This window comes from Streptomyces paludis, from assembly GCF_003344965.1.
GTDB classification, from domain to species: domain Bacteria; phylum Actinomycetota; class Actinomycetes; order Streptomycetales; family Streptomycetaceae; genus Streptomyces; species Streptomyces paludis.
Window position 1 is genome coordinate 7,566,045 of the sequence record NZ_CP031194.1, and the last position, 20,964, is coordinate 7,587,008.

Below are 20,964 nucleotides of genomic sequence, written 5' to 3' on the forward strand. Positions count from 1 at the left end.
CGGCCCGCGGACCGACGACGAGGAAGCGGATGAAGAGCACACGGGACACGATCCACGACGAACTGAGGAAGCGGCTGACCTCCGGGTACTACCCACCGGACGCCTCGCTCGTACCGCTCGCGCTGAGCGAGGAGTTCGCCGTCTCGCGCACCCCGGTGCGCGAGGCCCTGGCCCTGCTGGAGCGGGACGGGCTGCTGGTGCCCACCCGGCGCGGGTTCGCGCTGCGCCCGCGGTCGGACGACGAGATGCTCGAACTCTTCCAGATCCAGGCGGTGCTGGACGCCACGGCCGCCGAGTCGGCGGCGCTGCGCCGGGGCCCGGTCGAGCTGGCCCGGCTGGACGTCCTCCTCGAACACGCCGAGTCCCTGGACGATCCCGCGGAGATCCGGCGGAGCCTGAACGACTGGCACGACACCGTACGCCGGGCGGCCCGCAACGGGACCGTCGTCGCCTTTCTGCACACGCTCGACGCGCAGGTGAAGACCAGCGCGCCCTGGCGCACTCCCGCCGCCCCCGACACCTTCACCGCCGCCTTCGCCGAACACCGCACCGTCACGGAGGCGATCCGCGCCCAGGACGCCGAGGCGGCCCGCGTCGCCATGCTCGCCCACCACGGACACGACCGGGACCGGCGGATACGGCAGCGGGTGCGCGCGGACCGGACGCGACCGCCGGAGCGGGGCACGGACAGCTGACCGGGGACGGGCGTTGACAGGTGTGGTTAATGGCGTTAGCTTTTAGCTAATGAAGTTAGCCACACCTTGAAGGGGGATGCCATGGCCCGGACCGAGTTCCTCGCCGTCGACAACGGCACGATCGCGTACGAGGTCGCGGGGTCCGGCCCGCTGATCGTGCTCGCGCACGGCATGGGCGACAGCCGGGCCGCGTACCGCGCTCTGATCCCGCCGCTGGTGGCGGCGGGCCACCGGGTCGCCGCGGTCGATCTGCGCGGCTGCGGCGAGTCCAGCACCGACTGGCCGGCCTGGAGCCGTACCGCCCTCGCCGGCGACCTGCTCGCCGTGATCCGCCACCTGGGCGGCCCGGCCGTGCTCGTCGGCCACTCCATCTCCGGCGGCGCCGCCACCATCGCCGCGGCCCGGAAACCCTCGCTGGTCACCTCCGTCGTCGAGCTGGCTCCGTTCACCCGCAAGCAGTCGATACGCCTCGGCGACCTGCGCGTGAAGCGCTTCCGGCGGGCCATGCCGCGGCTGATCGGCGCGGGCGTGCTCGGCAGTGTGCCGCTCTGGCGCTCGTACCTCGACGTGGCCTACCCCGGCGCGAAGCCGGCCGACTGGGCCGAGCGGCTCGGCCGCGTCGACGCCCTGCTGCGCGAGCCGGGCCGGATGAAGGCCCTGCGGGGCATGGGCGGCAGCGCCCCGACCGACGCCGGCGAGCGGCTCGGTGACGTCCGCTGCCCGGTCCTCGTTGTGATGGGCACGCTCGACCCCGACTGGGCCGACCCGCACGCCGAGGGAACGGCGGTCGTCGAGGCGCTGCCCGCCGGCCTCGGCCGCCTTGAGATGATCGAGGGCGCGGGTCACTACCCGCACGACCAGTTCCCCGACCAGGTGGTGTCGCTCATGCTCGCTTTCCTCCGGCCGGACACCGCCCGTGCCTAGGGCCGGACTTGCCCCGGCGGCCGTCGTCGCGGCCGGCGCCGCCCTCGCCGACGAGGTGGGTTTCGACCGTCTGACGATGAGTCTGCTGGCCGAGCGCGTCGGCGTCCGTACCCCGTCCCTCTACAAACACGTCGGCGGTCAGGAAGACCTCAACCGGCGCATCGCCGCCCTGGCGCTGACCGAGGCAGCCGACGCCGTCGGCGGCGCGGTCCAGGGCTACGCGGGCCGCGACGCCCTGGCCGCCGCGGCCCGCGCCTTCCGCGCCTTCGTGCTGGCGCACCCCGGCCGGTACGCCGCGACGGTCGGCGTGGAACCGCACGGCCCCGACGACCCGCTGGCCGCCGCGGGACAGCGGCTGCTCGGCGCGTTCATGGCGGTCCTGCGCGGTTACGAGATCGCGGAGACCGACGTGGACCACGCCCTGCGCATGCTCCGCAGCCTCTGCCACGGCTTCGCCACCCTTCAGTCGGCCCACGCCTTCCAGTGGAGCACCGACATCGACGCGAGCTTCGAGTGGCTGATCACCTTCGCCGACCGGGGCCTGCGCGCCATGTCGTCCGCCCCCACCCGGCACCCGTAGTCCGACCGGCCCCTTCGTCCGACGGTGGCCCGCGTGCCGGGACCGGAGCCGTACCGGACGCGTCGGCGCCGCGTGTGACGGGGATCACGGGATCGCGCAAACCCCTGGTCCGGCCCGGACGTCTGGCAGGCGTGAGATCACTCAGAAGAGCGCCGCTGCACGAGCTGGACGAGGAACGCCTCGTCCGGCTCGTGGCCAAGGGCGACCGAGCGGCTTTCGAGGAGCTGTACCGGCGTACGTCGCCGTGGATGGCGGTACGGCTGCGCCGCCGCTGTGCCGACGAGCAGATCGTCGCCGAGGTCATGCAGGAGACCTATCTGGCGGTGTGGCGCGCGGCGGGCGCGTTCGGCGGGGCCGCGGTCGGCGGGACGGCCGTCGGCTGGATATGGACGATCGCGGCGCGCCGCCTGATCGACGCGTTCCGGCGCCGCGCCCACCACGCGAAGCCGCCGCCGGCCGCCGCCACGCCCGAATCGGCGCCCGCCGCCGAGGAGCTGGCGCTCGCGACGACCGTCGGCGGCGAGGTCGGGGACGCGCTGCGGCGCCTCGCACCGGAGTTGAGACAGGTACTGCAGGCCATGGTGCTCGACGGACTGTCCGTCCGCGAGACCTCGGTCCTGCTCGGGCTGCCCGAGGGCACGGTCAAGACCCGTGCCCGCCGGGCCCGGATCATGATGCGGAGTGCGCTGACATGAGTGGGGAACACGCGTCGACGCGGATCATCGAGGGCTACGCGAGCGGTGGCGCGGACCTCGCCGCCGACGAAGTGTGGGCCGTGGAAGCCCACTTGGTGGAGTGCCGGGTGTGCCGGGACCGGCTGTCCGCCGCGGTCGTCACCGAGGCCCCCGCCGTGGCCTCGCTGGTCGGCACCGTGTGGTCCGGCCTCGAACCCCGGCTGGCGGACACGGCCACGATGCCGCGCCGCCGCCGGCCGGCGTGGCTGTCGCGGTGGATGACGCCCACGATGGTGCCGTGGCTGGCCATGGTCTTCGGCATGACACTGCTGGCCCTGCTGCTCGACCTGGCCGGTACGGGATCCGGCGCGGGCCCCGGCTTCGGCCTCGGCTCGGGCGAGGTGTCGTGGGTACTGCTCCTCGCACCGGTCCTGCCCGTGCTCGGCGTCGCGGTGTCCTGGTCGCGCGGTCTGGACCCGGCGTACGAACTGACCGCCTCGGCGCCCAGGGCCGGGCTCCAGCTGGTGCTGCGGCGCACCGCGTCCGTGCTCGGCGTTGTCGTCCCCGCGCTGTTCGTGGGCGGATGGGCCACGGGGATCATGGTGGCGCAGTGGCTGCTGCCCTGCCTGGCCTTCACCGCGGCGACCCTCGCGCTCGGCGGGGTCGTCGGGGTGACCCGCGCCGCCGCCGCACTGGCCGCGGCGTGGGCCGTCGTGGTCGTCGCGCCGACCCTGGCCACCCGCCACACGTCCGCCGCCCTGGGGACCGACGCACTGCCCGCGTGGGCCCTGGTCCTCGCGCTCGGCACCGCCGTCGTGATCGCCCGCAAAGGCGCCTACTCCGTGCTGAAGGCCCATCGATGACCCTTGGGAAGGAACCCCACATGACCTCCGCGGCGAACGCGGCCGACATCGCGCCCACGCCCTACGCCTGGGAGATCCGGGCCACCGGACTGAAGGTCAGGGTCGGGCGGAAACGGATGGCCGTCAACGGCCTCGATCTGTCGCTGGGCACCGGAGTCCACGGACTCCTCGGCCCCAACGGGGCGGGCAAGACCACCCTCATCCGGACGCTGGCCACCGTACTCCGGCCCACCGAAGGCACCCTCGACATACTCGGCGAGACCGTGGGCGGCGCCTCCGAACACCGCGCGCTGCGCCGCCGTATCGGCTACCTGCCCCAGGAGTTCGGCTACTACAAGCGCTTCACGGTACGCGAGTTCGTCGAGTACATGGCGTGGCTCAAGGAGGTGCCCAAGGCGGACATCCCCGCGGCGGTGCAGCGCGCCGTCGAGCGGGTCGGGCTGGCGGACCGCGCCGACGAGAGGATGAAGGCCCTCTCGGGCGGCATGGTGCGCCGGGTCGGCATCGCCCAGGCCATCGTCAACGACCCCACCGTCCTGCTGCTGGACGAGCCGACCGTCGGCCTGGACCCGGCGCAGCGGCTGCGCTTCCGTGAACTGCTCCAGGAAGTCGGCAGGGACACCTGCGTGCTTGTCTCGACCCATCTGGTGGAAGACGTCGCCGCGGCCTGCACCGACGTGGTCCTCTTCGACGAGGGGCGGCTGGTCTTCCAGGGCACCCCGGACGAACTCGCCGCGGCCGGCACCCCCGAGCACGTGGGCGACAGCCCCCTCGAACGCGGCTACTCGGCGCTGCTGCGGAGCCCCGACCGGGCGGGGGGCTCCTGGTGAACCTCCGTGTGCTGCGTACCGAACTGAAGCGCTCCGTCGCCCTGTGGGCCGGCGCCGCGGTCCTGGCCACGGCCCTGGCGTTCCTGTACCTGCTGGGCGCCGGGACCGGCTGGGGCGTCACCGCCTGGACGGCCCAGTGGACCTCCCTGGCCCTGTGGACCCGCGGCCTGCTGAGCTATCTGTGGCCGCTGGCCGTCGGCCTCGGGGCGCTCCAGGGGCTGCGCGACCACCGCTCGAAGGTGTCGGAGCTGCTGATGAGCACCCCGCGGCCCGCGTGGCACCGCGCGGCGGTCTCGGCGGGCACGACGGCGGCGGCGCTGGTCGCGGCCTTCGCGCTCCTCGTCCTCCAGGGCGGGGCGCAGGTGCTCGCCAAGACCGAGTACACCCACCTCGGCTGGCTGCCGATCTCGCTGGTGGGGGCGCTCGCCCTGGCCGCGGGAGCCGTGCTCGGCATGGGAGCCGGGCGCGCGCTGCCGTCCGTACTCACCCCGCCCGCACTGGCCATGACCGCCTTCGTGTTCACCACCCTCACCCACATGGCGTCGACCCGTAGGGACCCGCGGACCGGCTTCGAACGTGTGGAGCCCAACACCTTCTCGCTGCTGTCACCGGCCGCACAGGAGGTGCGCGACGTGTTCGTCACGCTCTCCGCCTCCGTACACCTCGGGCAGACGCTCTGGCTGCTCGGCATGGCCGCGACCGGCCTCGCGCTGCTGGTCGCCGCGCGCCCGCGCACCCGGCTGCTCGCCCTGACCCCCCTCGTGGCGGGCGCGCTGCTCGCCCTGGTGGTGCTGCCCACCGACCCGAACCGGATGTACGTCGCCGACAAGGCCGCCGCGGAGCTGGTCTGCGACGGCCCGGTGTGTGTGGCGAGGGCGCATCAGGGGCGGCTCGCCGACATCGCCGATCCCGGTGAGAAGGCACTGCGCCTGCTGCGCGGCGCCCTCGGCGGCCGGGCGCCGGTCTCCGTCCACGAGGACACCGCCGCCCCGGACGGCACCACCCCGCGGTGGCCCCGCGAGACCGTACTCTTCGGCTTCGACGACGAGTTGATCACCGGCGCGGGCGGCGAGGAGCTGACCCGGGCCCTGATCGCCACCAGCATGGTGCCGGGATGTTCCCCCTTCGGCCGCGGTGCCACGGCCGGCTATGACGACATCACGGCGCAGACCGCCGCGGTGGGCTGGGTCCTCGGGGACCTCAAGCCTCTCGGCGGTTCCCTCTACGCCGAGGTCGACGCGGTCGCGAAGGCCCGCCCGGTGTGGGAGGAGCTGAGGGCGCTGCCGCGGGCCGAGCAGCTCTCCCGCGTCAACGCGATGCGCGACGCCGCGCACGCCTGCCAGGACACGGTGCTCGACGCGCTGAAGGGCGGTGCGTCCCGGTGAGATGGCTGACGCTGTACGCGCGGTCGCGCCAGGTCCCCGCGTCGCTCGCCGCGGTGCTGATCAGCGCGGTGGCGGTGTGGGCGCTCGCCGGGGACGGGGGCGCGGGGCCGCAGATGACCGTGCTCGTCCTCGCGATGGGGGCGATGGCCGCCTCGGCCGGGCTCGGCGGGCAGGATCTCGCGCTGGACCGGACGGCCGCGATCCCCTGGGTGCCCCGCAGAGCGGCGCACGTCCTGCTCGCCGGCGCGGTCGTCGCCGCGGTGCTGCTGGCGGTGCAGGCCCTGGGCGAGCCGCTGGGCACGGCCGCGTTCATCGTCCGGGACAGCGCGGGCCTGATGGGCCTGGCCGCCCTGGGCGCGGCGCTCGCGGGCGCCCCGTACGCCTGGACACTGCCGTTCGGCTGGCTCTCGTACACGTTCTTCGCGCCGCCGCCGACGGGTGTGCCGTCGCAGGTGGCGGCCTGGATGCTGCTGCCGCCCGGCACACCGGCGGGCACCTGGACGGCCCTGACCCTGACGGTCGCCGGCACCGCGGCCTACGCCGTCGCGGGCCCGCGACGGCAGTGAACCCCGCCGGGCGTCAACGTCCGTCCGAACCCGCGCCGTTGGCGGCATCGGCCGGTCCGATGCCGCCGCTGCGCGGTGACTCAGTTGCGTCCGAACGCGTCCTGGCGCTCGGTGAGCGCCGTACCGGCCTTCGGGCCGTCGGGTCCGTACAGCTCGGAGACCGTCACGAACTCGTACCCGTCGGCCTTCAGCTTCTCCAGCATGCCCGGCACCGCCGCCACCGAGGTGGCGTGGATGTCGTGCATCAGGACGATGCCCCCGGGCCTGACCGTGGAGGTCACCGTCGTCGAGACCTTGGCGCTGTCGTGGTACTTCCAGTCCTCGGTGTCGACGGACCAGAGGATCATCGGAAGCTCGGTCGCCCCGTCGACGGTCGCGTTGTGCGCTCCGTAGGGCGGGCGCATGACGGTGGGGTCGGAGCCGGTGATCTTGTTGATGGCGGCGTCCGTACGGTCCAGGTCGGCCCGTACCTCACCGGCGGACATCTTGCTGAGGTCACGGTGCTCCCAGCTGTGGCTGCCCAGCTCGTGACCGCCGGCGACCAGCTCCTTCACCACACCGGGCTGAAGCTCCGCGTTCCGGCCGACCAGGAAGAACGTCGCGCGGGCGTTGTACTCGGCCAGGTGCTTCAGGAGTTCCTCGGTGTACTGGCCGGGACCGTCGTCGAAGGTCAGGGCCACACACTTGACCGCGAGACAGTCGACGGAGCGCTTCGGCGCGGTGCCGCCCCCGCCCGGCGCGCCGACCTCCGACCCCTTGGGCGGGCCGCCGTCGAGGGTGAGTTCCTTGCCCGGGTCGAGGATCTGCTCCCACACCCGGCCGCCGAAGTCGGAGAGCATCGGCTGTATTTCCCCGGAGGGCACCTCCGCGGTCACCACGCCCGCGGCCGGCGGGCCGACCGTACCGGCGTTGAAGGCGACCTGGAGGTCACCCTCCGGGGTGAAGGAGAGACTGTCGGGGCCGGAGCCGCCGGACGCGACCAGCGCCTTGGCCAGCAGCTCGGGGGTGACCCCTTCACGGTCCTTGAGCGAGTCCTTGACCGCTGCGGCGAACTGGAGCAGATCGGCCTTCTTGCTGCTGATCAGGGCGAGGGCGGGCATGACCTTGCCGGTGCTGCCGTCGAACCACATGGTGGTGTCGCTGAGCCCGCTGCCCGCGCCGCCGCCCTCGAAGCGGGTGAGCCGCAGGCCGACGACATCGGCCGACGCGGCGAGGAACGAGAAGCTGACGTTCAGCTCATGGCCCCCCTCGGCGGCCCCGGAGCCGCCCCCCGACGCGCCGTCGGCACAGGCCGACCCGTCGCCGTCCAGTTCCTTGCGGTTCTCCAGGTAGCTGTCGCGCTGCTTCTCCACATACGCCTTGAGCGCCGCCGTCAGGGCGTCCGCCCCCGGGATCACCGGGTAACTGGTGGCCCAGCGACAGGAACCGCCCTCGCTGCTGTCGTTGGCGAGACGCAGGCCGGGTATCCGCGCGGGATCCACCGGGGAGCTGTCGGCTCCGGCCTTCGCGCCGCCGGAGTCCTTGGCGGAGCCGTCCGACGTGTCGTCCGCGCTGCACGCGGTGACGGCGAGCAGGGTGGTCAGGGTGATCAGGGCAGCCAGTGGCTGTCGCATGGGCAAGGGTCCCCTCGGGGGTTCTGTCGGGGACATCGCCTGGGCGTCCCACATTTCCGTATCAGTACTCAACTGAATAGACGACGGAAGTCCGGAACTGGTTCAAGCCGCCGAAGAGTTGAACGATACGGCATCCGGGGCCGCGGGCGGGGGCGAACGCCGGGCCCCCGACCCCGCTGACCAGCGGGGATGCGGAGGCCCGGCAGAATGCGGCCGGGTCGCTCCGGCTACCCGCGGAGCACGGTCTCGGCCCTGTTGCCCGCGTAGTCCTCCAAGACGGCCACGACCCGGCCGGCCGGCCGGGACATGGTGACCGTCATCGCCGCGCGGGTGGTGCGGCCCCGGATGATGTAGGGCTTGTTCCCCGATCCGTAGGTCGTCGCGAACTGCTTCGGTACGCCGTCCTCAAGGACGGTGAGGGTGTGCCAGTCCGCCAGCTCCGGCCGGGAGAAGGTGAACGTGTTGCCGCTGATCCGTACGGCGGAGGCGGGGTACGGCGTGATCTCCGCGTCGGCGAAGGCGCCGCGCACGGCGGTCGGTGTGCCGGTGCCCGCCCGCGCGGTGAGGAGGTACGTGCCGCCGTGCACCGGGACGCCGGTCAGGGTGGTGCCGGTGGCGGTGCCCGGGACGGTGACCGTCCGGGTGTGGGGTGTGGAGGTGTCGACACCGGTCAGCCGCAGGGTGACCGGCTTCCCCGAAGCGGGCGGTGTCCAGGAGACCTTGAGGGTGCCGTCCCGGCCGGCGACGGTGGTCAGCCTGTCCGGCGCCGTCCCCAGGTCGAACGGTACGGTGGCGGGCGCGCTCCGGCTGCCGTCCGGGCCGACCGCCACGAGCCTGATGGTTCCCGAGGTGGCGGTGAAGCGCTTGGCGTAGAAGACGTCGTCATAGACGCCGCCCAGATAGGTGTCGTCGAGATAGACGTCGTAGCGGCGCACGGTGTCGTAGCCGTCGAGCTGCCAGCCTAGGAACAACTCGTCCGTGCCGGCCAGCAGTTGGGTGATCTCCAGCCCCTTCGGGGCGGCCGGGGTACGGTCCACGCCGTCGCGCAGGGCCAGGGAGCCCAGATTGACCTGGTAGTTCGGGACGGACTGGGGCCCGGCGGCGACGACGAGGCCGAGCGAGGCGACGCGCTCGCCGGCGTACGCCGACAGATCGGCCGTCACGGTCTCCCAGCCGTCGGTGCGCCGGCCGGTCCCGGCCAGCGGCACCTGCACGACCTTGTCCGGGTCGGAGGCGAGCACAAGGGCCAGCCGCAGCTGGGAACCGTCGTCGGCCGACGGCTTGTTGTAGGTGAGGGCGAGGCTGGAGCGGGAGGTCACGGCCAGATCGGTCTTGTAGAGGCGCACCGTGTTGTCACTGGCGAGGGTGCCGCTGAGGACGAGGGAGCTGCCGCCGTCGTAGCCGCCGATCTTGCGGTAGGAGAATCTGCTCGCCGGGGTGTACCGGGGGCCGTAGTCGAAGTCCGCGGCCAGCGGTGTGCGGTCCGCGTCGATCCACCACTGCCAGGAGACAGGGATGTCCTGGACGTTGATATTGCCCCACTCGGCGTCGCTGGACAGCCTGCCCTCGCTCCATGTCGACAGTCCGTGACCGGTGTTGAACGAGGTGGCGAACGTGGTGCCCTTGATGACGGAGCGCTCGGCGATGTACTTGGAGATGCCCTTCCAGCTCCCCTCGGGGGTGGTGGCCCCCTGCGACGAGCCGGTCCACCAGCGGCGTTCCCGGTCAAAGACCTGTGCCTGGGCCGCGTCGTCGGTCTTGGCGGCGTAGTCGGAGGAGACGAAGTCGGCGCCGAGGGTGGCGATGGCGTTCATCGGGGTGCCGTCGGGGCCGAGGTTGTCGTCCAGGTTGTAGGGCTGGTTGAACTGGTACATCCCCGCCTCGACACCCGCGAACACACTGGCCCGGGAGTCCAGGCCCAGCCCCGCCGCGTACGCCTTCGAGTTGGTGAGTCTGGACTTGTTCCACCAGTAGTTCAGGAAGATGGAGTCGGACACGTCACCGAGCCGGGGGTCGCGCACGAACGGGCCGTTGACCGCGTTGAACTCGTTCTGGTAGGAGATCGAGCCGGTGGAGTTGTGGATGGAGTCGTACCACTGCACATACATCCCGCCGTCGCGCAGCTGCTTGAGGAACTGCTTGTACGCGGGGATGTCGGCCGCGGCGACGGCGCTCTCCTGGTTGACGAAGTAGCCGTCGAAGCCGTAGTACTCGGCGACCTCGATGAGCTTGGCCGCCGCCGGGAAGGCACCGGTGGCGTCACGGACCAGCAGCTCGGAGTAGTCCTGGTCGCCGCGGTCGTTCGGGGAGAAGAAGATACAGGCCAGCGACCGCACCCCGTTGGCGTGCGCTGCGTTGGTGTAACCGGGGTTGGGCAGGTTCAGCATGCCGAACTCGAACCACTTCTCGCGCCAGTCCAGGTCCGGATCGTAGGAGGACACCGGTACGCCCTCGGTGGGCATCCCGTGCCAGGCCGCGTACGCGTCCGTGTACTGCCAGTAGTTGAAGAGATACTGGCTGAACTCGTTGGTGTACGGGTGGCTTTCGAAGAAGGCGTTGCCGTAGTCGCCCGCCAGGGTGAGGTGCTGGGTCTGCGCGGGCAGCGCCTTGTTGCGCTGGGTCGCGGAGAGGGGTGCCGTACGGGTCTGGAGGGGCACCTTGGCGCGCAGATACGCCGCGCCGGTGTCGTCCGCGGGGTTCCAGCGCAGCAGGTCGGTGGAGGAGTAGCCGTGCTGGTAGGGCTGGTTGGCCCCCACCGCGCTGTCCCCCGTCCACGGCAGGGTGTCGCTCGCCTCGGCGTTTCCGGTGCCGAGGGTGAGGGCGAGCACCACGGCCAGGGCCCCGGCGCCGGCCCGTAACGTGGACCTTCCTCCGGTTCTGCGATTGCGCGACATGACATTTCCTCGCTTTCTCCGCAGGGGGACGGCCGGCCCTCAGGACGGGCCGGCCGGTGAAGTGCCGTACGGGCGAAGGACGGTGTGCAGATCCTCCACGTACAGATCGGTCCGCGCGTGCCGGGTCGCGCCCTCGGCCAGACAGCGCGCGGCGGGCAGCTCCCAGGCGATGACGGCGCGCGCCCCCGCCGCCACCGTGACCCGCTCGAACGCGAGCAGTTCGCGCAGCCGGGGCAGCACGGTCCCGCCGCCGCGTTGGGCGAACAGCGGGACGACCGCCTCGGCTTCGGTGGAGCCCGGGTTGGTCACACCGACACTGACCCGTACGGTCCGGCCGGTCAGCTCCGCCGTGAGCCCGTCGACGACGACCGGCCGGTAGCGCAGACCGAAGCCGAAGGGGAAGAGCACCGGGTCCGCCGCGTCCCGGTACACACCGTCGGGCGGATGCCGGTCGTTGTACCGCACCGGCACCACGCCGGGATGGCGCGGCAGGGTGAACGGCAGCCGGCCCACCGGTTCGACGGCGCCGAGGAGCGCGTCGACCACGGCCCCGGCGCCGTGCGGGCCCGGATACCCGGCCCACAGCACGGCGTCCGTGTGCGCGGCCACCGCGGTGAGCACATGCGGCCGGCCCGCGACGACGACCGCCGCCACGGGACAGTGCGCCGCGGCCCGTACGGCGGTGACCAGCGCGTCCTGGTCCCCGGGCAGGGACACGTCCGCGAGATCGACCCCCTCGCCCGCCGTCGCGACGGCCGGGGCCTCGGCCGAGGCGCCGTTGGCGGCGAACCGGTCGGCGTAGGCGCGGTGGCTCGTTCCGCCCAGGGCGAGAAGCACCAGGGAGGCGTCGCACAGATCGGCCGCCGACGGCACACCGGCCACACACACCACCTCGGTGTGCGGCAGCGCCCGGCGCAGGGCGACCTCCAGGCTCTCCGCCGACCACGCGGGCAGCGGCGGCACATAGTCCCCCAGCAGCGCGGTGACCTGGCGGGCGTTGGGGCCCGCCAGCACCACCTTGGTCAGGGAGCGCGGATCCAGGGGCAGCAGCCCGCCGCTGTTCCGCAGCAGCACCAGGGACTGCCGGGCCAGCCGCCGGGAGAGCCGTCGGGTCGTCCGGGCGGCGAGCGTCAGCCGCTCCCGCGCCGCGGCCCCGTCCCGTACCCCGCCGCCGTCAGCGGCCCCGTCCCGTACCCCGCCGCTCTCCGGGGCGCCGGTGCGGGCCTCGCCGGGCCCGCCGGCCAGCAGGCCCATCCGGTACTTGAGCGTGAGCACCCGGCGGCAGGCGGTGTCGATGAGCGCGGCCAGGGCCGGATCCCCTTCGGCGGCCGAGTCCAGCAGGGCGAAGGACTCGTCCCAGAGCGAGAGATCCACCCCCGCCGCCAGCGCCGCCGCCGCGGCGGCCACCGGGCTCCCCGCCATGACGGCGAGCCGGTCCACGGCCAGACCGTCCGCCATGACGATCCCGTCGAACCCGCACTCGGTGCGCAGAAAACCGGTGAGCAGCTCACGGTTGGCGCAGCACGGCACCCCGTCGATGTCGTTGTAGGCCGCCATGAAGCCCCGCGCGCCCGCCTCCACCGCCGCCCGTACACACGGCAGATGCAGCTCGCGCAGATCGCGCGCGCCGATGACGGCCGACTGGCCGTTGCGCCCCCCGACGGCCTCGCCCTGGGCCGCCAGATGCTTGAGGACGACGGCGACACCGCCCGAGGGGGAACCGAGGCCGGACTGCATACCGGTCACCACGGCCCGGGTCAGCTCGGCCGCCAGCAGCGGATCCTCGCCGAAACACTCCTCGGCCCGGCCCCAGCGCGGATCGCGCAGCAGATCGAGGGCCGACACCAGCGCGAGATGCACACCACTGGCCGCCAGCTCCGCGCCGACCGACGCCGCCGCCTCCCGAAGGGTGCCGGGGTCCCATCCGGCGGCGACGGCGAGGTTGGTGGGCAGCAGGGTGCCGCCCAGGGCCTGGTGCCCGTGCGGCGCCTCCTCCGACAGCAGCACCCCGATCCCGTGCCGGCCCGCCCGGACCACCTCCTCCTGGACCAGGGCCGCGACCTCGGCCCGCTCCTCGGGCCGGATGCCGTTGTCCCACGTACGGCCCGACCAGGCGTCCGCGCGGAACAGCCCGTACAGCGCGCCGAGCCCGCCCCACCGGTCCAGCTCCGCCCGCGCCCGGTCCGTCAGCCGGAACCCGCCGCGCGCGGACCGCTCCACGGCCTGCCAGCCGTAGAGCCGCTGGTTGAGCTGGCCCGCCTTCTCGGCCGGGGACAGCTCGGCGATCAGCCGCTCGACGGCGGGCGGCGCGGGCGCGGCGAGGTCAGCGGCCGGCACGGTCGGCGGTCCGCGTCAGTACGGCGTCATCGCTGACGGACGAGTAGAAGGTGCGGCCGGTCGGTGCGGCCGTGACCGTACGGTCGAGGGAGCGGGCCCCGAGCGCGGCGGGATCGGCGGCGGCGGTCGAGGTGACCAGAGCGGGCCGGCTCCCCGCGCGGGCGAGGTCCATCCACGCCTCGAAGACACCACCGCCCGGGGAGAGTTCGGCCCGGGAGAGGGGGACGTCCCGGCCGTCGACCGGAATCACGACGGCCTCGCGCCGGGGCGCCGGTCGCGGCCGGTCGCGCAGCTCCGCGGCCAGCTCGGCGAAGCGCCGCCCGATCGGCTTCACCGCGCCGTCGGCACCGATCAGCCCGAGACTGTGCTCCAGTTCGGGGAAGTCGCCCAGCCGGCGGTCCACATCGTGCGAACACCACCAGGTGACCCCCCACAGCGCCTCGCTGTCGGCGGCGGCGCGCACCGTTCCCTCGCAGAAGCCGGGCGCCTGCTCCTCGGTGAGGTGGTTGAGCGGCGCCCCCACCTCCTGCAGCCACACCGGGCGGGCCGGATCGACGGCGAAGGCCCGGGACAGCTCGACGAGATAGGCCGCGTGGTGGAGGCTCTCGTGCGACATCGGACCGTACCCCTGCGCGGTGCCGTTGAAGATCCAGGAGTGCACCACGCTCATGTCGCCGAACCGGCTGGAGTGCGCCGGTACGAAGGCGTGCCCGTCCGCGTACCAGACCGCGTCGTACTCCGCGTTGAGCCGGAAGTGGCGCGGGTCGCGCGCCCCGGTCCCGTGCAGGGCGCCCAGCCAGGACGACACCTGCTCCGGTGTGGCGGACATCGGGGTGGGGTGCACGGCGGAGGTGAACTGGTTGACCTCGTTGCCCAGTGTCAGCCCGAGGAAGTTGGGCAGATCGCGCAACCGGTCCTCGAACGCCTCGACCAGCCGGGTCTGCGCGTCGACGGCGTCCGGATCGCTGAACATACTGCGCCGGTGCCAGTCCGTCAGCCAGCTCGGCACGAAGTCGAATCCGGACAGATGCCCCTGGAGGACATCGACGGACGCGTCGAGACCGGCCTCACCGGCGATCTCCACCACCCGGCGGACATCGCGCAGCGCGCGGGCCCGGATCAGGGTCCGGTTGGGCTGCACCACGGGCCACAGCGGCAGGACGCGGACATGGTCGAGCCCGAGGGCGGCGAGGGCCTCCAGATCCCGCCGGACGGACGCCCAGTCCGGATCCAGCCAGGAGTAGAACCAGTCCCGGGAGGGGGTGTAATTGACTCCGAACCTCAGCATGTCACCCTTTCAGCCCGCCGGATTCCAGCCCGCGGAAGAAGTAGCGTTGCAGTGCCGCGAAGAACGCGATGATGGGAATCAGGGCGATGACCGTGCCGGCGGCGATCAGGCGCGGATCGTCGTAGAAGGTGCCGCGCAGCCGGTTCAGACCGACGGTGAGGGTGTAGTTGTCCTCGCTCGACAGGACGATCAGCGGCCACAGGAAGTCGTTCCACGAGCCCACGAAGGCGAACACCGCCACCACCGTGATCACGCCCTTGACCTGCGGCACGGAGACCCGGATGAACCGCTGCCAGGCGTTGGCGCCGTCGATGACGGCGGCCTCCTCGAACTCCGGCGGGAGGCTGGCGAAGGCGTTGCGCATCAGCAGGACGTTCAGCGCCGCCACCAGCGTGGGCAGGGCGACCCCGAGGAGTGTGTCCGCCAGTCCGGCCGCCCTGACGGTCAGGAACTGCGAGATCAGCACGGTCTCCGCCGGGACGAGCAGCGCCGCCACCACGAGCGCGGTCACCGCCGCCCGGCCCCGGAAGCGCAGCTTGCCCAGCGCGTAGCCGGCGCAGGTGGCCCCCACCACATTGCCGGTCACCGCCATGACCGCCACCAGCAGGGAGTTGAGCAGATAGTGCGGTACGGGAATCCGGTCCAGCACCGTCCCGAAGTGCTCGAACGTCGGGTGCTCGGGGATCACACTCGGCGGTCGCTCGTACAGCGGCTCGCCCGCGCCCTTGAGGGAGAGCGAGAGCTGCCACAGCAGCGGCCCGGCCAGCAGCAGGGCCATCAGTACGAGCACGGCGTAACGGGCCACGGCGCCGGACGGCACCCGGCGCGGCCCCCGGGCGGCCCCGCGCCCGGCACCGCTTCCGCTGGAACGGGGCATCAGGTGTTCCTCTGCTTGCGCTGCGCGGCGAGCTGCGCCAGGAGCAGACCGCCGAGGATGACGAACATGACGAGGCTGATCGCGCCCGCGTACCCGGTACGCGCCTGGAGTCCGGTGCCCTCGCGCTGGATGAGCATGGTCATGGTGAGATCGCCGCCGCCCACCCCGCCGGTGCCGTTGGTGAGGACATAGATCTCGCCGAACACCCGGAAGGCGGCGACCGAGGACAGCACCGTGACGAGCGCCATGGTCGAACGCACCCCCGGCACGGTGACACTGAGGAAGGCTCGCACCGGGCCGGCCCCGTCCACGGCCGCCGCGTCGTACAGGCTGCGGTCGATGTTCACCAGCGCCGCCAGATAGATCACCATGTAGTAGCCCAGGCCCATCCACACGGTGACGAACATCGCGCTGAAGAGCAGCAGCCAGCGGTCACTGAGGAAGGGGAAGGGCGCGGCGGCGATCCCCAGGGTGCCGGCCAGCTCGTTCACCAGCCCCCTCTTGTCCAGCATGTTCGTCCAGATCAGCCCGACGACCACCGGGGACATGACCACCGGCAGATACATAGTGGTACGGAAGAACCCGGCCAGCCGGTCCGTCGTGCTGATCAGGACGGCCAGCATCAGCGGCAGCACCACCATCACGGGCACCACACACACGGTGTAGAGGGTGGAGTTCAGCAGCGCCGTCGTGAACCGCTCGTCGGCGAACATCCTGCGGAAGTTGTCCACCCCCACGAACTCGCCGGTCCTCAGCAACGTCGAGTCGGTGAAGGCCAGTTGCAGGGTGTTCACAAAGGGCACGAGCACCATGAGCACGATGACGGCGAGCGCCGGCAGCAGAAACAGCCACGGTGTCGCGTACCAGCGGTGGGTGGCCAGCGGGCTCCGGTGACGGAGCCCGCGCCCCCTCCGCCACCGGGACCCGTCCCGGGTCGCGGTCGCTGTCATCCGTTGGCTTCCAGCCGGTCGTTGGAGTACGTGACGGACGCGTCCAGCGCCGACTTCACCGACTTCTTGCCGAGCAGGGCCTGCGCGATCTGCTCCCGCAGTGTCTCGCTGTCCGCCGACCCCGAGAACGCCGGCGGCCACCACACCACCGCCTCGCGCACCTGGGCGGTGCTCTCGATCCGTACCTTCGTCGCCGGATCGCCGTCGTCCTCGGTGAAGTACGGGTCGTCCAGCGTCCCGGCCGACGACGGGAAGACGGACGCCTTCTGGGCGAAGGCCAGCTGGTTGGCCGAGTTGGTGACGTACGTGGCGAACGCCTTGGCCAGTCCCGGGTGCTTGGACCGCGCGTTCACCACGAGCGACTCGATGTACATGTTGGGCGAGCCGTTGCTGATGCGCGGCCCGATGGCCAGGTCCTTGTAGACGTCGGGCGCCGTCTCCTTGAGGTCGTTCAGTGTGTAGGAGCTGCCGGGCAGATACGCCAGACGGCCGGCCTTGAACTCCTCGACCTCCTTGGTCTGGAGGTTGTTCAGCGCCTCCTCGTCGAGCCCCTTCTTCGCGTACAGCTCCCGGAACCGCTCGACCAGCTCCACGCCCTTGGGGTCGTTGTACGTGAACTTCCGGCCGCCCTCGTCCATGAGCGGTACGCCGTACTCGCCGAAGGTCTCGATGGCGGGCATCCGGGCGATCATCGCCTCGTCCGGACACTTCTCGGCCATGGTCCCGGCCTGGTCGAACAGCTCGTCGTACGTGGTGGGCAGCTTGCCGGGATCCAGCGCGCACTTGGCCAGCAGCTTCTTGTTGAAGAACGACGGCCCGGTGTTCAGATACCAGGGATAGCCGTACGTCCCGCCCCCCAGGCCGTCGAACGTCATCGCCTGCCACGCCTTGTCCAGGTACTTCTTCTCGGCCGCCGGATCCGCCTTGCCCAGGTCCAGCAGCACACCGGCCTGCGCGAGGGTGTAGGCGGCCTCGGGCCCCATGTCGACCACATCGGGGAGGGAGCCGGCCGCGGCGTCGGCGGACAGCTTGTCCTGATACCCCTCGGCGGGCTGGTCCACCCACTTGATCTCGGTGTCCGGATTCTCCTTCTCGAAGGCGGCGATGAGGTCGTTGAAGTACGAGGTGAACTTGTCGTTCTTCAGGTTCCAGGTCTGGAACGTGATCGTGCCGGAGACTTCCGTGTCCGAGCCCTTCGGTGCCGATGTGTTGTCGCCGCCGATGACGCACGAGGACAGCAGCAGCGAGCCGAGGACGGTTCCCGCGACAAGCGCGCGGCGTTTGCCGGTGGGTGTCATATGGCTTCTCCTCAACGGTGGTGCGAGACGGATGGTGGTGTGTTCCGGGATCAGGCGGTGATCAGGCGGTGTGCCGCGGCCGGGCGGTGGCGATACGCAAAGTCGCCACCTGGAAGGGACCGAGTTCCAGGACCGCCCCGTCGGCGCGGGCGGGCGCACCGGGCGGGAGGGCCGGCGGCAGTCCCTCCTCCGGGCTGAAGGGGCGTTCGAGCAGATCCGTCTCGTGGACGACGGCGTCCCTGCCGAGGGCCGGCGAGGGACGCAGCACGGCCCGGGCCCGCGCGCCCTGGGTCTCGTAGATCCGTACGACGAGATCCCGCGAGCCGTCGTCCGCGAGCTTCACCCAGTCGATCACCGCGTGGCCGCTCGCCGCTTCGAGCGCCACGAGAGGGCGCAGCCCCTCCGGGACGGCGACCTCGGGCGTGTTGAACCGGTACGCGGCCTCGACCGTGCCGGGCACGTCCGCGCCCGGCAGCAGGGCCCAGCGGAACACATGCCGGCCCACATCGGCCTCCGGATCGGGGAACCGGCTGCCGCGCAGCAGCGACAGCCGTACGACGGTGGCGTCGCCCCGGGCCCGGGCATCCGCGCCGTACATCGTGTCGTTGACGATCCCGACGCCGTAACTCCCGTCGGCCACATGGATGTACCGGTGCATCCCGGCCTCGAACATCGCGTCGTCGGCCGCCGTGTTCACCAGCAACGGGCGCTCCACATATCCGTACTGCGTCTCGAACCGCGCCGTCCGCGCCATGACATGGACCGGCAGCGCGACCTTGAGCAGCTGCTCGCGCTCCCGCCAGTCGACGGCACACTCCGTCTCCAGCCGGCCGGTGCCCGCCCTGAGCCACGCCGTCACGGTGAACACCGACGTACCGAACCGGCGGACGGTCTCGACACCGGCGTCGGCCCCCTCGCGCACCACCCGGCGGCCGGTGACCTCGCCGACCGTCCGGGGATGGCGCAACGTGTGCCGGTCCACGTCCCAGGCGTCCCAGCGCACGGGCTCGTCACGGAAGATCTGCAACTCATTGGCGCGCGCACCGGGCGGGACGGTCTCCCGGCCGGTGCCCAGATCGACGAGCGAGACGAGATGGCCCTCGGCGTCGATCACGGCCCGGAGCAGCCCGTCGTCCAGCACCGTCGCCCCGTCCTCCCCTTCCACGGCCTCGACGGTGGCGCGGGGCTCCTCTGCGGGGGCGGGGGCCGCGAGGAACGGCGGGAGTACGGCGGCGGCCCCGCCGCTCTCCGCGTCCGCACCGCCCAGCACCTTCGTGGCCCGGTCCGCCAGGGCGCCCAGCCGCGCCAGGGCCGTCCGGTAGAAGTCCCTGGCCTCACGGTGCACCCAGCTGATGGAGGTGCCGGGCAGGATGTCGTGGAACTGGTGCAGCAGCACCCCGCGCCAGATCTCGTCCAGCTCCTCCCGCGGAGCGGGCGCGTCGCGCAGCAGGGTGGCCGCGGCACAGAGGTACTCCACGGCCCGCAGCAGCGACTCGCAGCCCCGGTTGTACCGCTTCATGGCCACCTGGGAGGTCAGGGTGCCCCGGTGCAGCTCCAGATACAGCTCCCCCCGGTGTACGGGCGCGAGCGCCGGTGACGCCGCGGTGATCCCGGCCAGTTCGGTCTCGGCGTCGTGGAAGAACTCCGCCGGGGTACGGGAGACGACCCGGGGCGCGCCCTCCAGATCGGCGAAACGGCGCAGCCGCTCCGCCATCTCCGCGGTGGGACCGCCGCCGCCGTCGCCGTAGCCGTAGGGCAGCAGGGAGTGGGAGGCGATGGCCTTGTCCTTGAAGTTGCCCACCGCGTGGCGCAGTTCGCGCGCGGTGACCTCGGCGGCATAGGTCTCCACCGGCGGGAAGTGGGTGAAGACCCGGCTGCCGTCGATCCCCTCCCACCAGAAGGAGTGGTGCGGGAAGACGGTGGTGTCGTTCCACGAGATCTTCTGTGTCAGGAACCAGCGGGCACCGGCCCGGCGCGCGAGCTGCGGCAGCGCGCCCGAGTACCCGAAGGAGTCGGGCAGCCACACCTCGCGCGTCTCGATACCGAACCGGTCGAGGAAGTACCTTTTGCCGTAGGTCAGTTGCCGCACCATGGATTCGCCGGTGGGGATCACGCCGTCCGGCTCCACCCACATCCCGCCGACCGGGACGAAGCGGCCCTCCGCCACATAGCGGCGCACCCGGGCGAAGAGCTGGGGGTGGTGCTCCTCCAGCCAGGCGAAGTGCTGTGCGGCGGACATGGTGTAGACGAGGTCCGGGTGGGTGTCCAGCAGCGCGAGGACGTTGGAGACCGTACGGCCCACCTTGCGCACGGTCTCGCGCAGCGGCCAGAGCCACGCCGAGTCCATGTGCGCGTGCCCCACGGCGGTCATCCGGTGGGCGCTGTGGTGGGCGGGCGCGGCCAGCAGCGGCGCCAGCACCGCGCGGGCGTCCCGGGCGGTGGCCGCGGCGTCGCTCTCGTCGTAGCGGTCGAGGGCCTCCTCGATGCCGCGCAGCAGCCGCCAGCGGCGCGGTTCGTCCTCGCCGAGTTCGGCGGCCAGACCGCCCAGCACATCGAGATCGCAGAGGAACCCGTGCACGTCGGGGGAGAACACCGCGGTCTCCGCCCGGCGCAGCCGGAACTCCTCGAACTCCTCCCGCGCGCCCTTCTCCCCGTGCTCGGTGACGACGAAGGGCGGCAGCCCGAGCAGCAGCGGGTTGGCGGCGGCCTCGACATGCAGGACGAAGTGTCCCCCGGCGTCGAGCAGCGCGGAGGCGCTCTCCCCGTCGTGCAGCCGGACGCTGCTCTGCCGGGGATGGAGGCCCTTGACCACCCTGCCGTCCCGGTCGAAGACCAGGCCCTCGCAGTGGCCGCCCACCGAGTGGTCGAACCACCCCAGATCCAGGACGAGTTCGACCGGACCCGGCGGGGCGGGATCGAGGTCCACCGTGCCGGTGACCCGGAACCAGGTCGTCGACCAGGCCGGCCCCCAGGCGGAGCCCGGGGCGAAGGGACGGTAGTCGGGGCGGGCGCGGCCGGGGTCGGTGGTCAGCCCGAGCGCGTGGCCGGGGCTCACCGGCTCGCCGCCGCCGTCCTCCACCGACCAGGACTCGACCCGTACGCCGGCGAGCCGGGTACGGACCCGGGGCAGGACGCGGTCGCGCCGTACACGGTCGAGCCGGTCGAGCGTCGAAGAGAAGTGGGGGTGCAC

General features: G+C 72.3%; 16 protein-coding genes. 8 read left to right on the forward strand and 8 right to left on the reverse strand.

Annotated features, from left to right (window positions below; genetic code table 11):
• Positions 1-29: 29 nt before the first annotated feature.
• The 8 genes from DVK44_RS33175 (at position 30) to DVK44_RS33210 (ending at position 6,517) form a co-directional block, all read left to right on the forward strand.
• Positions 30-695, forward strand: coding sequence for a GntR family transcriptional regulator (locus DVK44_RS33175; protein ID WP_114664315.1), 666 nt, complete (start codon positions 30-32; stop codon positions 693-695).
• An 81-nt stretch (positions 696-776) separates the two neighbouring features.
• Positions 777-1,619 carry an alpha/beta fold hydrolase gene (locus DVK44_RS33180; protein ID WP_114664316.1) on the forward strand — a complete coding sequence of 281 codons (843 nt, stop codon included), beginning with the start codon at positions 777-779 and terminating at the stop codon, positions 1,617-1,619.
• Positions 1,612-2,199: a TetR/AcrR family transcriptional regulator gene (locus tag DVK44_RS33185; RefSeq protein WP_114664317.1), complete on the forward strand. Its 588-nt coding sequence runs from the start codon at positions 1,612-1,614 to the stop codon at positions 2,197-2,199. Before DVK44_RS33180 ends, DVK44_RS33185 begins: the two co-directional genes overlap by 8 nt.
• Positions 2,200-2,330: 131 nt before the next feature.
• Positions 2,331-2,894, forward strand: a complete 564-nt coding sequence (locus tag DVK44_RS33190) for an RNA polymerase sigma factor (protein ID WP_114664318.1) — start codon at positions 2,331-2,333, stop codon at positions 2,892-2,894.
• On the forward strand, positions 2,891-3,736 hold the full coding sequence (locus DVK44_RS33195; RefSeq protein ID WP_114664319.1) for a zf-HC2 domain-containing protein: 846 nt from the start codon (positions 2,891-2,893) through the stop codon (positions 3,734-3,736). The genes DVK44_RS33190 and DVK44_RS33195 overlap by 4 nt, the downstream gene beginning before the upstream one ends.
• Positions 3,733-4,566 carry an ABC transporter ATP-binding protein gene (locus DVK44_RS33200; RefSeq protein WP_114664320.1) on the forward strand — a complete coding sequence of 278 codons (834 nt, stop codon included), beginning with the start codon at positions 3,733-3,735 and terminating at the stop codon, positions 4,564-4,566. The genes DVK44_RS33195 and DVK44_RS33200 overlap by 4 nt, the downstream gene beginning before the upstream one ends.
• Positions 4,563-5,951, forward strand: coding sequence for a hypothetical protein (locus DVK44_RS33205; RefSeq protein WP_114664321.1), 1,389 nt, complete (start codon positions 4,563-4,565; stop codon positions 5,949-5,951). The genes DVK44_RS33200 and DVK44_RS33205 overlap by 4 nt, the downstream gene beginning before the upstream one ends.
• Positions 5,948-6,517: a hypothetical protein gene (locus DVK44_RS33210; protein WP_114664322.1), complete on the forward strand. Its 570-nt coding sequence runs from the start codon at positions 5,948-5,950 to the stop codon at positions 6,515-6,517. The genes DVK44_RS33205 and DVK44_RS33210 overlap by 4 nt, the downstream gene beginning before the upstream one ends.
• A gap of 80 nt (positions 6,518-6,597) precedes the next feature.
• On the opposite strand, the gene DVK44_RS33215 is transcribed toward DVK44_RS33210, so the two are convergent.
• The 8 genes from DVK44_RS33215 to DVK44_RS33250 all read right to left on the reverse strand — a co-directional run bounded on the left by DVK44_RS33215 (position 6,598) and on the right by DVK44_RS33250 (position 20,964).
• On the reverse strand, positions 6,598-8,130 hold the full coding sequence (locus DVK44_RS33215; RefSeq protein WP_114664323.1) for a polysaccharide deacetylase family protein: 1,533 nt from the start codon (positions 8,128-8,130) through the stop codon (positions 6,598-6,600).
• A gap of 227 nt (positions 8,131-8,357) precedes the next feature.
• Positions 8,358-11,024 carry an endo-beta-N-acetylglucosaminidase gene (locus tag DVK44_RS33220; RefSeq protein WP_114664324.1) on the reverse strand — a complete coding sequence of 889 codons (2,667 nt, stop codon included), beginning with the start codon at positions 11,022-11,024 and terminating at the stop codon, positions 8,358-8,360.
• A gap of 39 nt (positions 11,025-11,063) precedes the next feature.
• Entirely contained in the window at positions 11,064-13,361 is a 2,298-nt protein-coding gene (locus tag DVK44_RS33225; RefSeq protein ID WP_114664325.1) for a glycoside hydrolase family 3 protein, read from the reverse strand.
• The gene (locus DVK44_RS33230; RefSeq protein ID WP_114664326.1) at positions 13,348-14,649 is read right to left on the reverse strand and encodes a glycoside hydrolase 5 family protein; all 1,302 of its coding nucleotides are present in this window, start codon (positions 14,647-14,649) and stop codon (positions 13,348-13,350) included. Before DVK44_RS33230 ends, DVK44_RS33225 begins: the two co-directional genes overlap by 14 nt.
• A gap of 1 nt (position 14,650) precedes the next feature.
• The gene (locus DVK44_RS33235; protein WP_114664327.1) at positions 14,651-15,526 is read right to left on the reverse strand and encodes a carbohydrate ABC transporter permease; all 876 of its coding nucleotides are present in this window, start codon (positions 15,524-15,526) and stop codon (positions 14,651-14,653) included.
• The gene (locus tag DVK44_RS33240; protein WP_114664328.1) at positions 15,526-16,476 is read right to left on the reverse strand and encodes a carbohydrate ABC transporter permease; all 951 of its coding nucleotides are present in this window, start codon (positions 16,474-16,476) and stop codon (positions 15,526-15,528) included. Before DVK44_RS33240 ends, DVK44_RS33235 begins: the two co-directional genes overlap by 1 nt.
• Complete coding sequence (locus DVK44_RS33245; protein ID WP_114664329.1) at positions 16,473-17,774, reverse strand: ABC transporter substrate-binding protein; 1,302 nt, start codon at positions 17,772-17,774, stop codon at positions 16,473-16,475. The genes DVK44_RS33240 and DVK44_RS33245 overlap by 4 nt, the downstream gene beginning before the upstream one ends.
• A 61-nt stretch (positions 17,775-17,835) precedes the next feature.
• The gene (locus tag DVK44_RS33250) at positions 17,836-20,964 is read right to left on the reverse strand and encodes an alpha-mannosidase (RefSeq protein WP_114664330.1); all 3,129 of its coding nucleotides are present in this window, start codon (positions 20,962-20,964) and stop codon (positions 17,836-17,838) included.

Bases quoted from the DNA above. Each gene is read 5' to 3' on its own strand.
- DVK44_RS33195 (WP_114664319.1), top strand. From the start codon at position 2,891: ATGAGTGGGGAACACGCGTCGACGCGGATCATCGAGGGCTACGCGAGC.
- DVK44_RS33240 (WP_114664328.1), bottom strand. From the start codon at position 16,476: ATGACAGCGACCGCGACCCGGGACGGGTCCCGGTGGCGGAGGGGGCGC.
- DVK44_RS33220 (WP_114664324.1), bottom strand. From the start codon at position 11,024: ATGTCGCGCAATCGCAGAACCGGAGGAAGGTCCACGTTACGGGCCGGC.
- DVK44_RS33180 (WP_114664316.1), top strand. From the start codon at position 777: ATGGCCCGGACCGAGTTCCTCGCCGTCGACAACGGCACGATCGCGTAC.
- DVK44_RS33245 (WP_114664329.1), bottom strand. From the start codon at position 17,774: ATGACACCCACCGGCAAACGCCGCGCGCTTGTCGCGGGAACCGTCCTC.
- DVK44_RS33230 (WP_114664326.1), bottom strand. From the start codon at position 14,649: ATGCTGAGGTTCGGAGTCAATTACACCCCCTCCCGGGACTGGTTCTAC.
- DVK44_RS33175 (WP_114664315.1), top strand. From the start codon at position 30: ATGAAGAGCACACGGGACACGATCCACGACGAACTGAGGAAGCGGCTG.
- DVK44_RS33200 (WP_114664320.1), top strand. From the start codon at position 3,733: ATGACCCTTGGGAAGGAACCCCACATGACCTCCGCGGCGAACGCGGCC.
- DVK44_RS33235 (WP_114664327.1), bottom strand. From the start codon at position 15,526: ATGCCCCGTTCCAGCGGAAGCGGTGCCGGGCGCGGGGCCGCCCGGGGG.
- DVK44_RS33215 (WP_114664323.1), bottom strand. From the start codon at position 8,130: ATGCGACAGCCACTGGCTGCCCTGATCACCCTGACCACCCTGCTCGCC.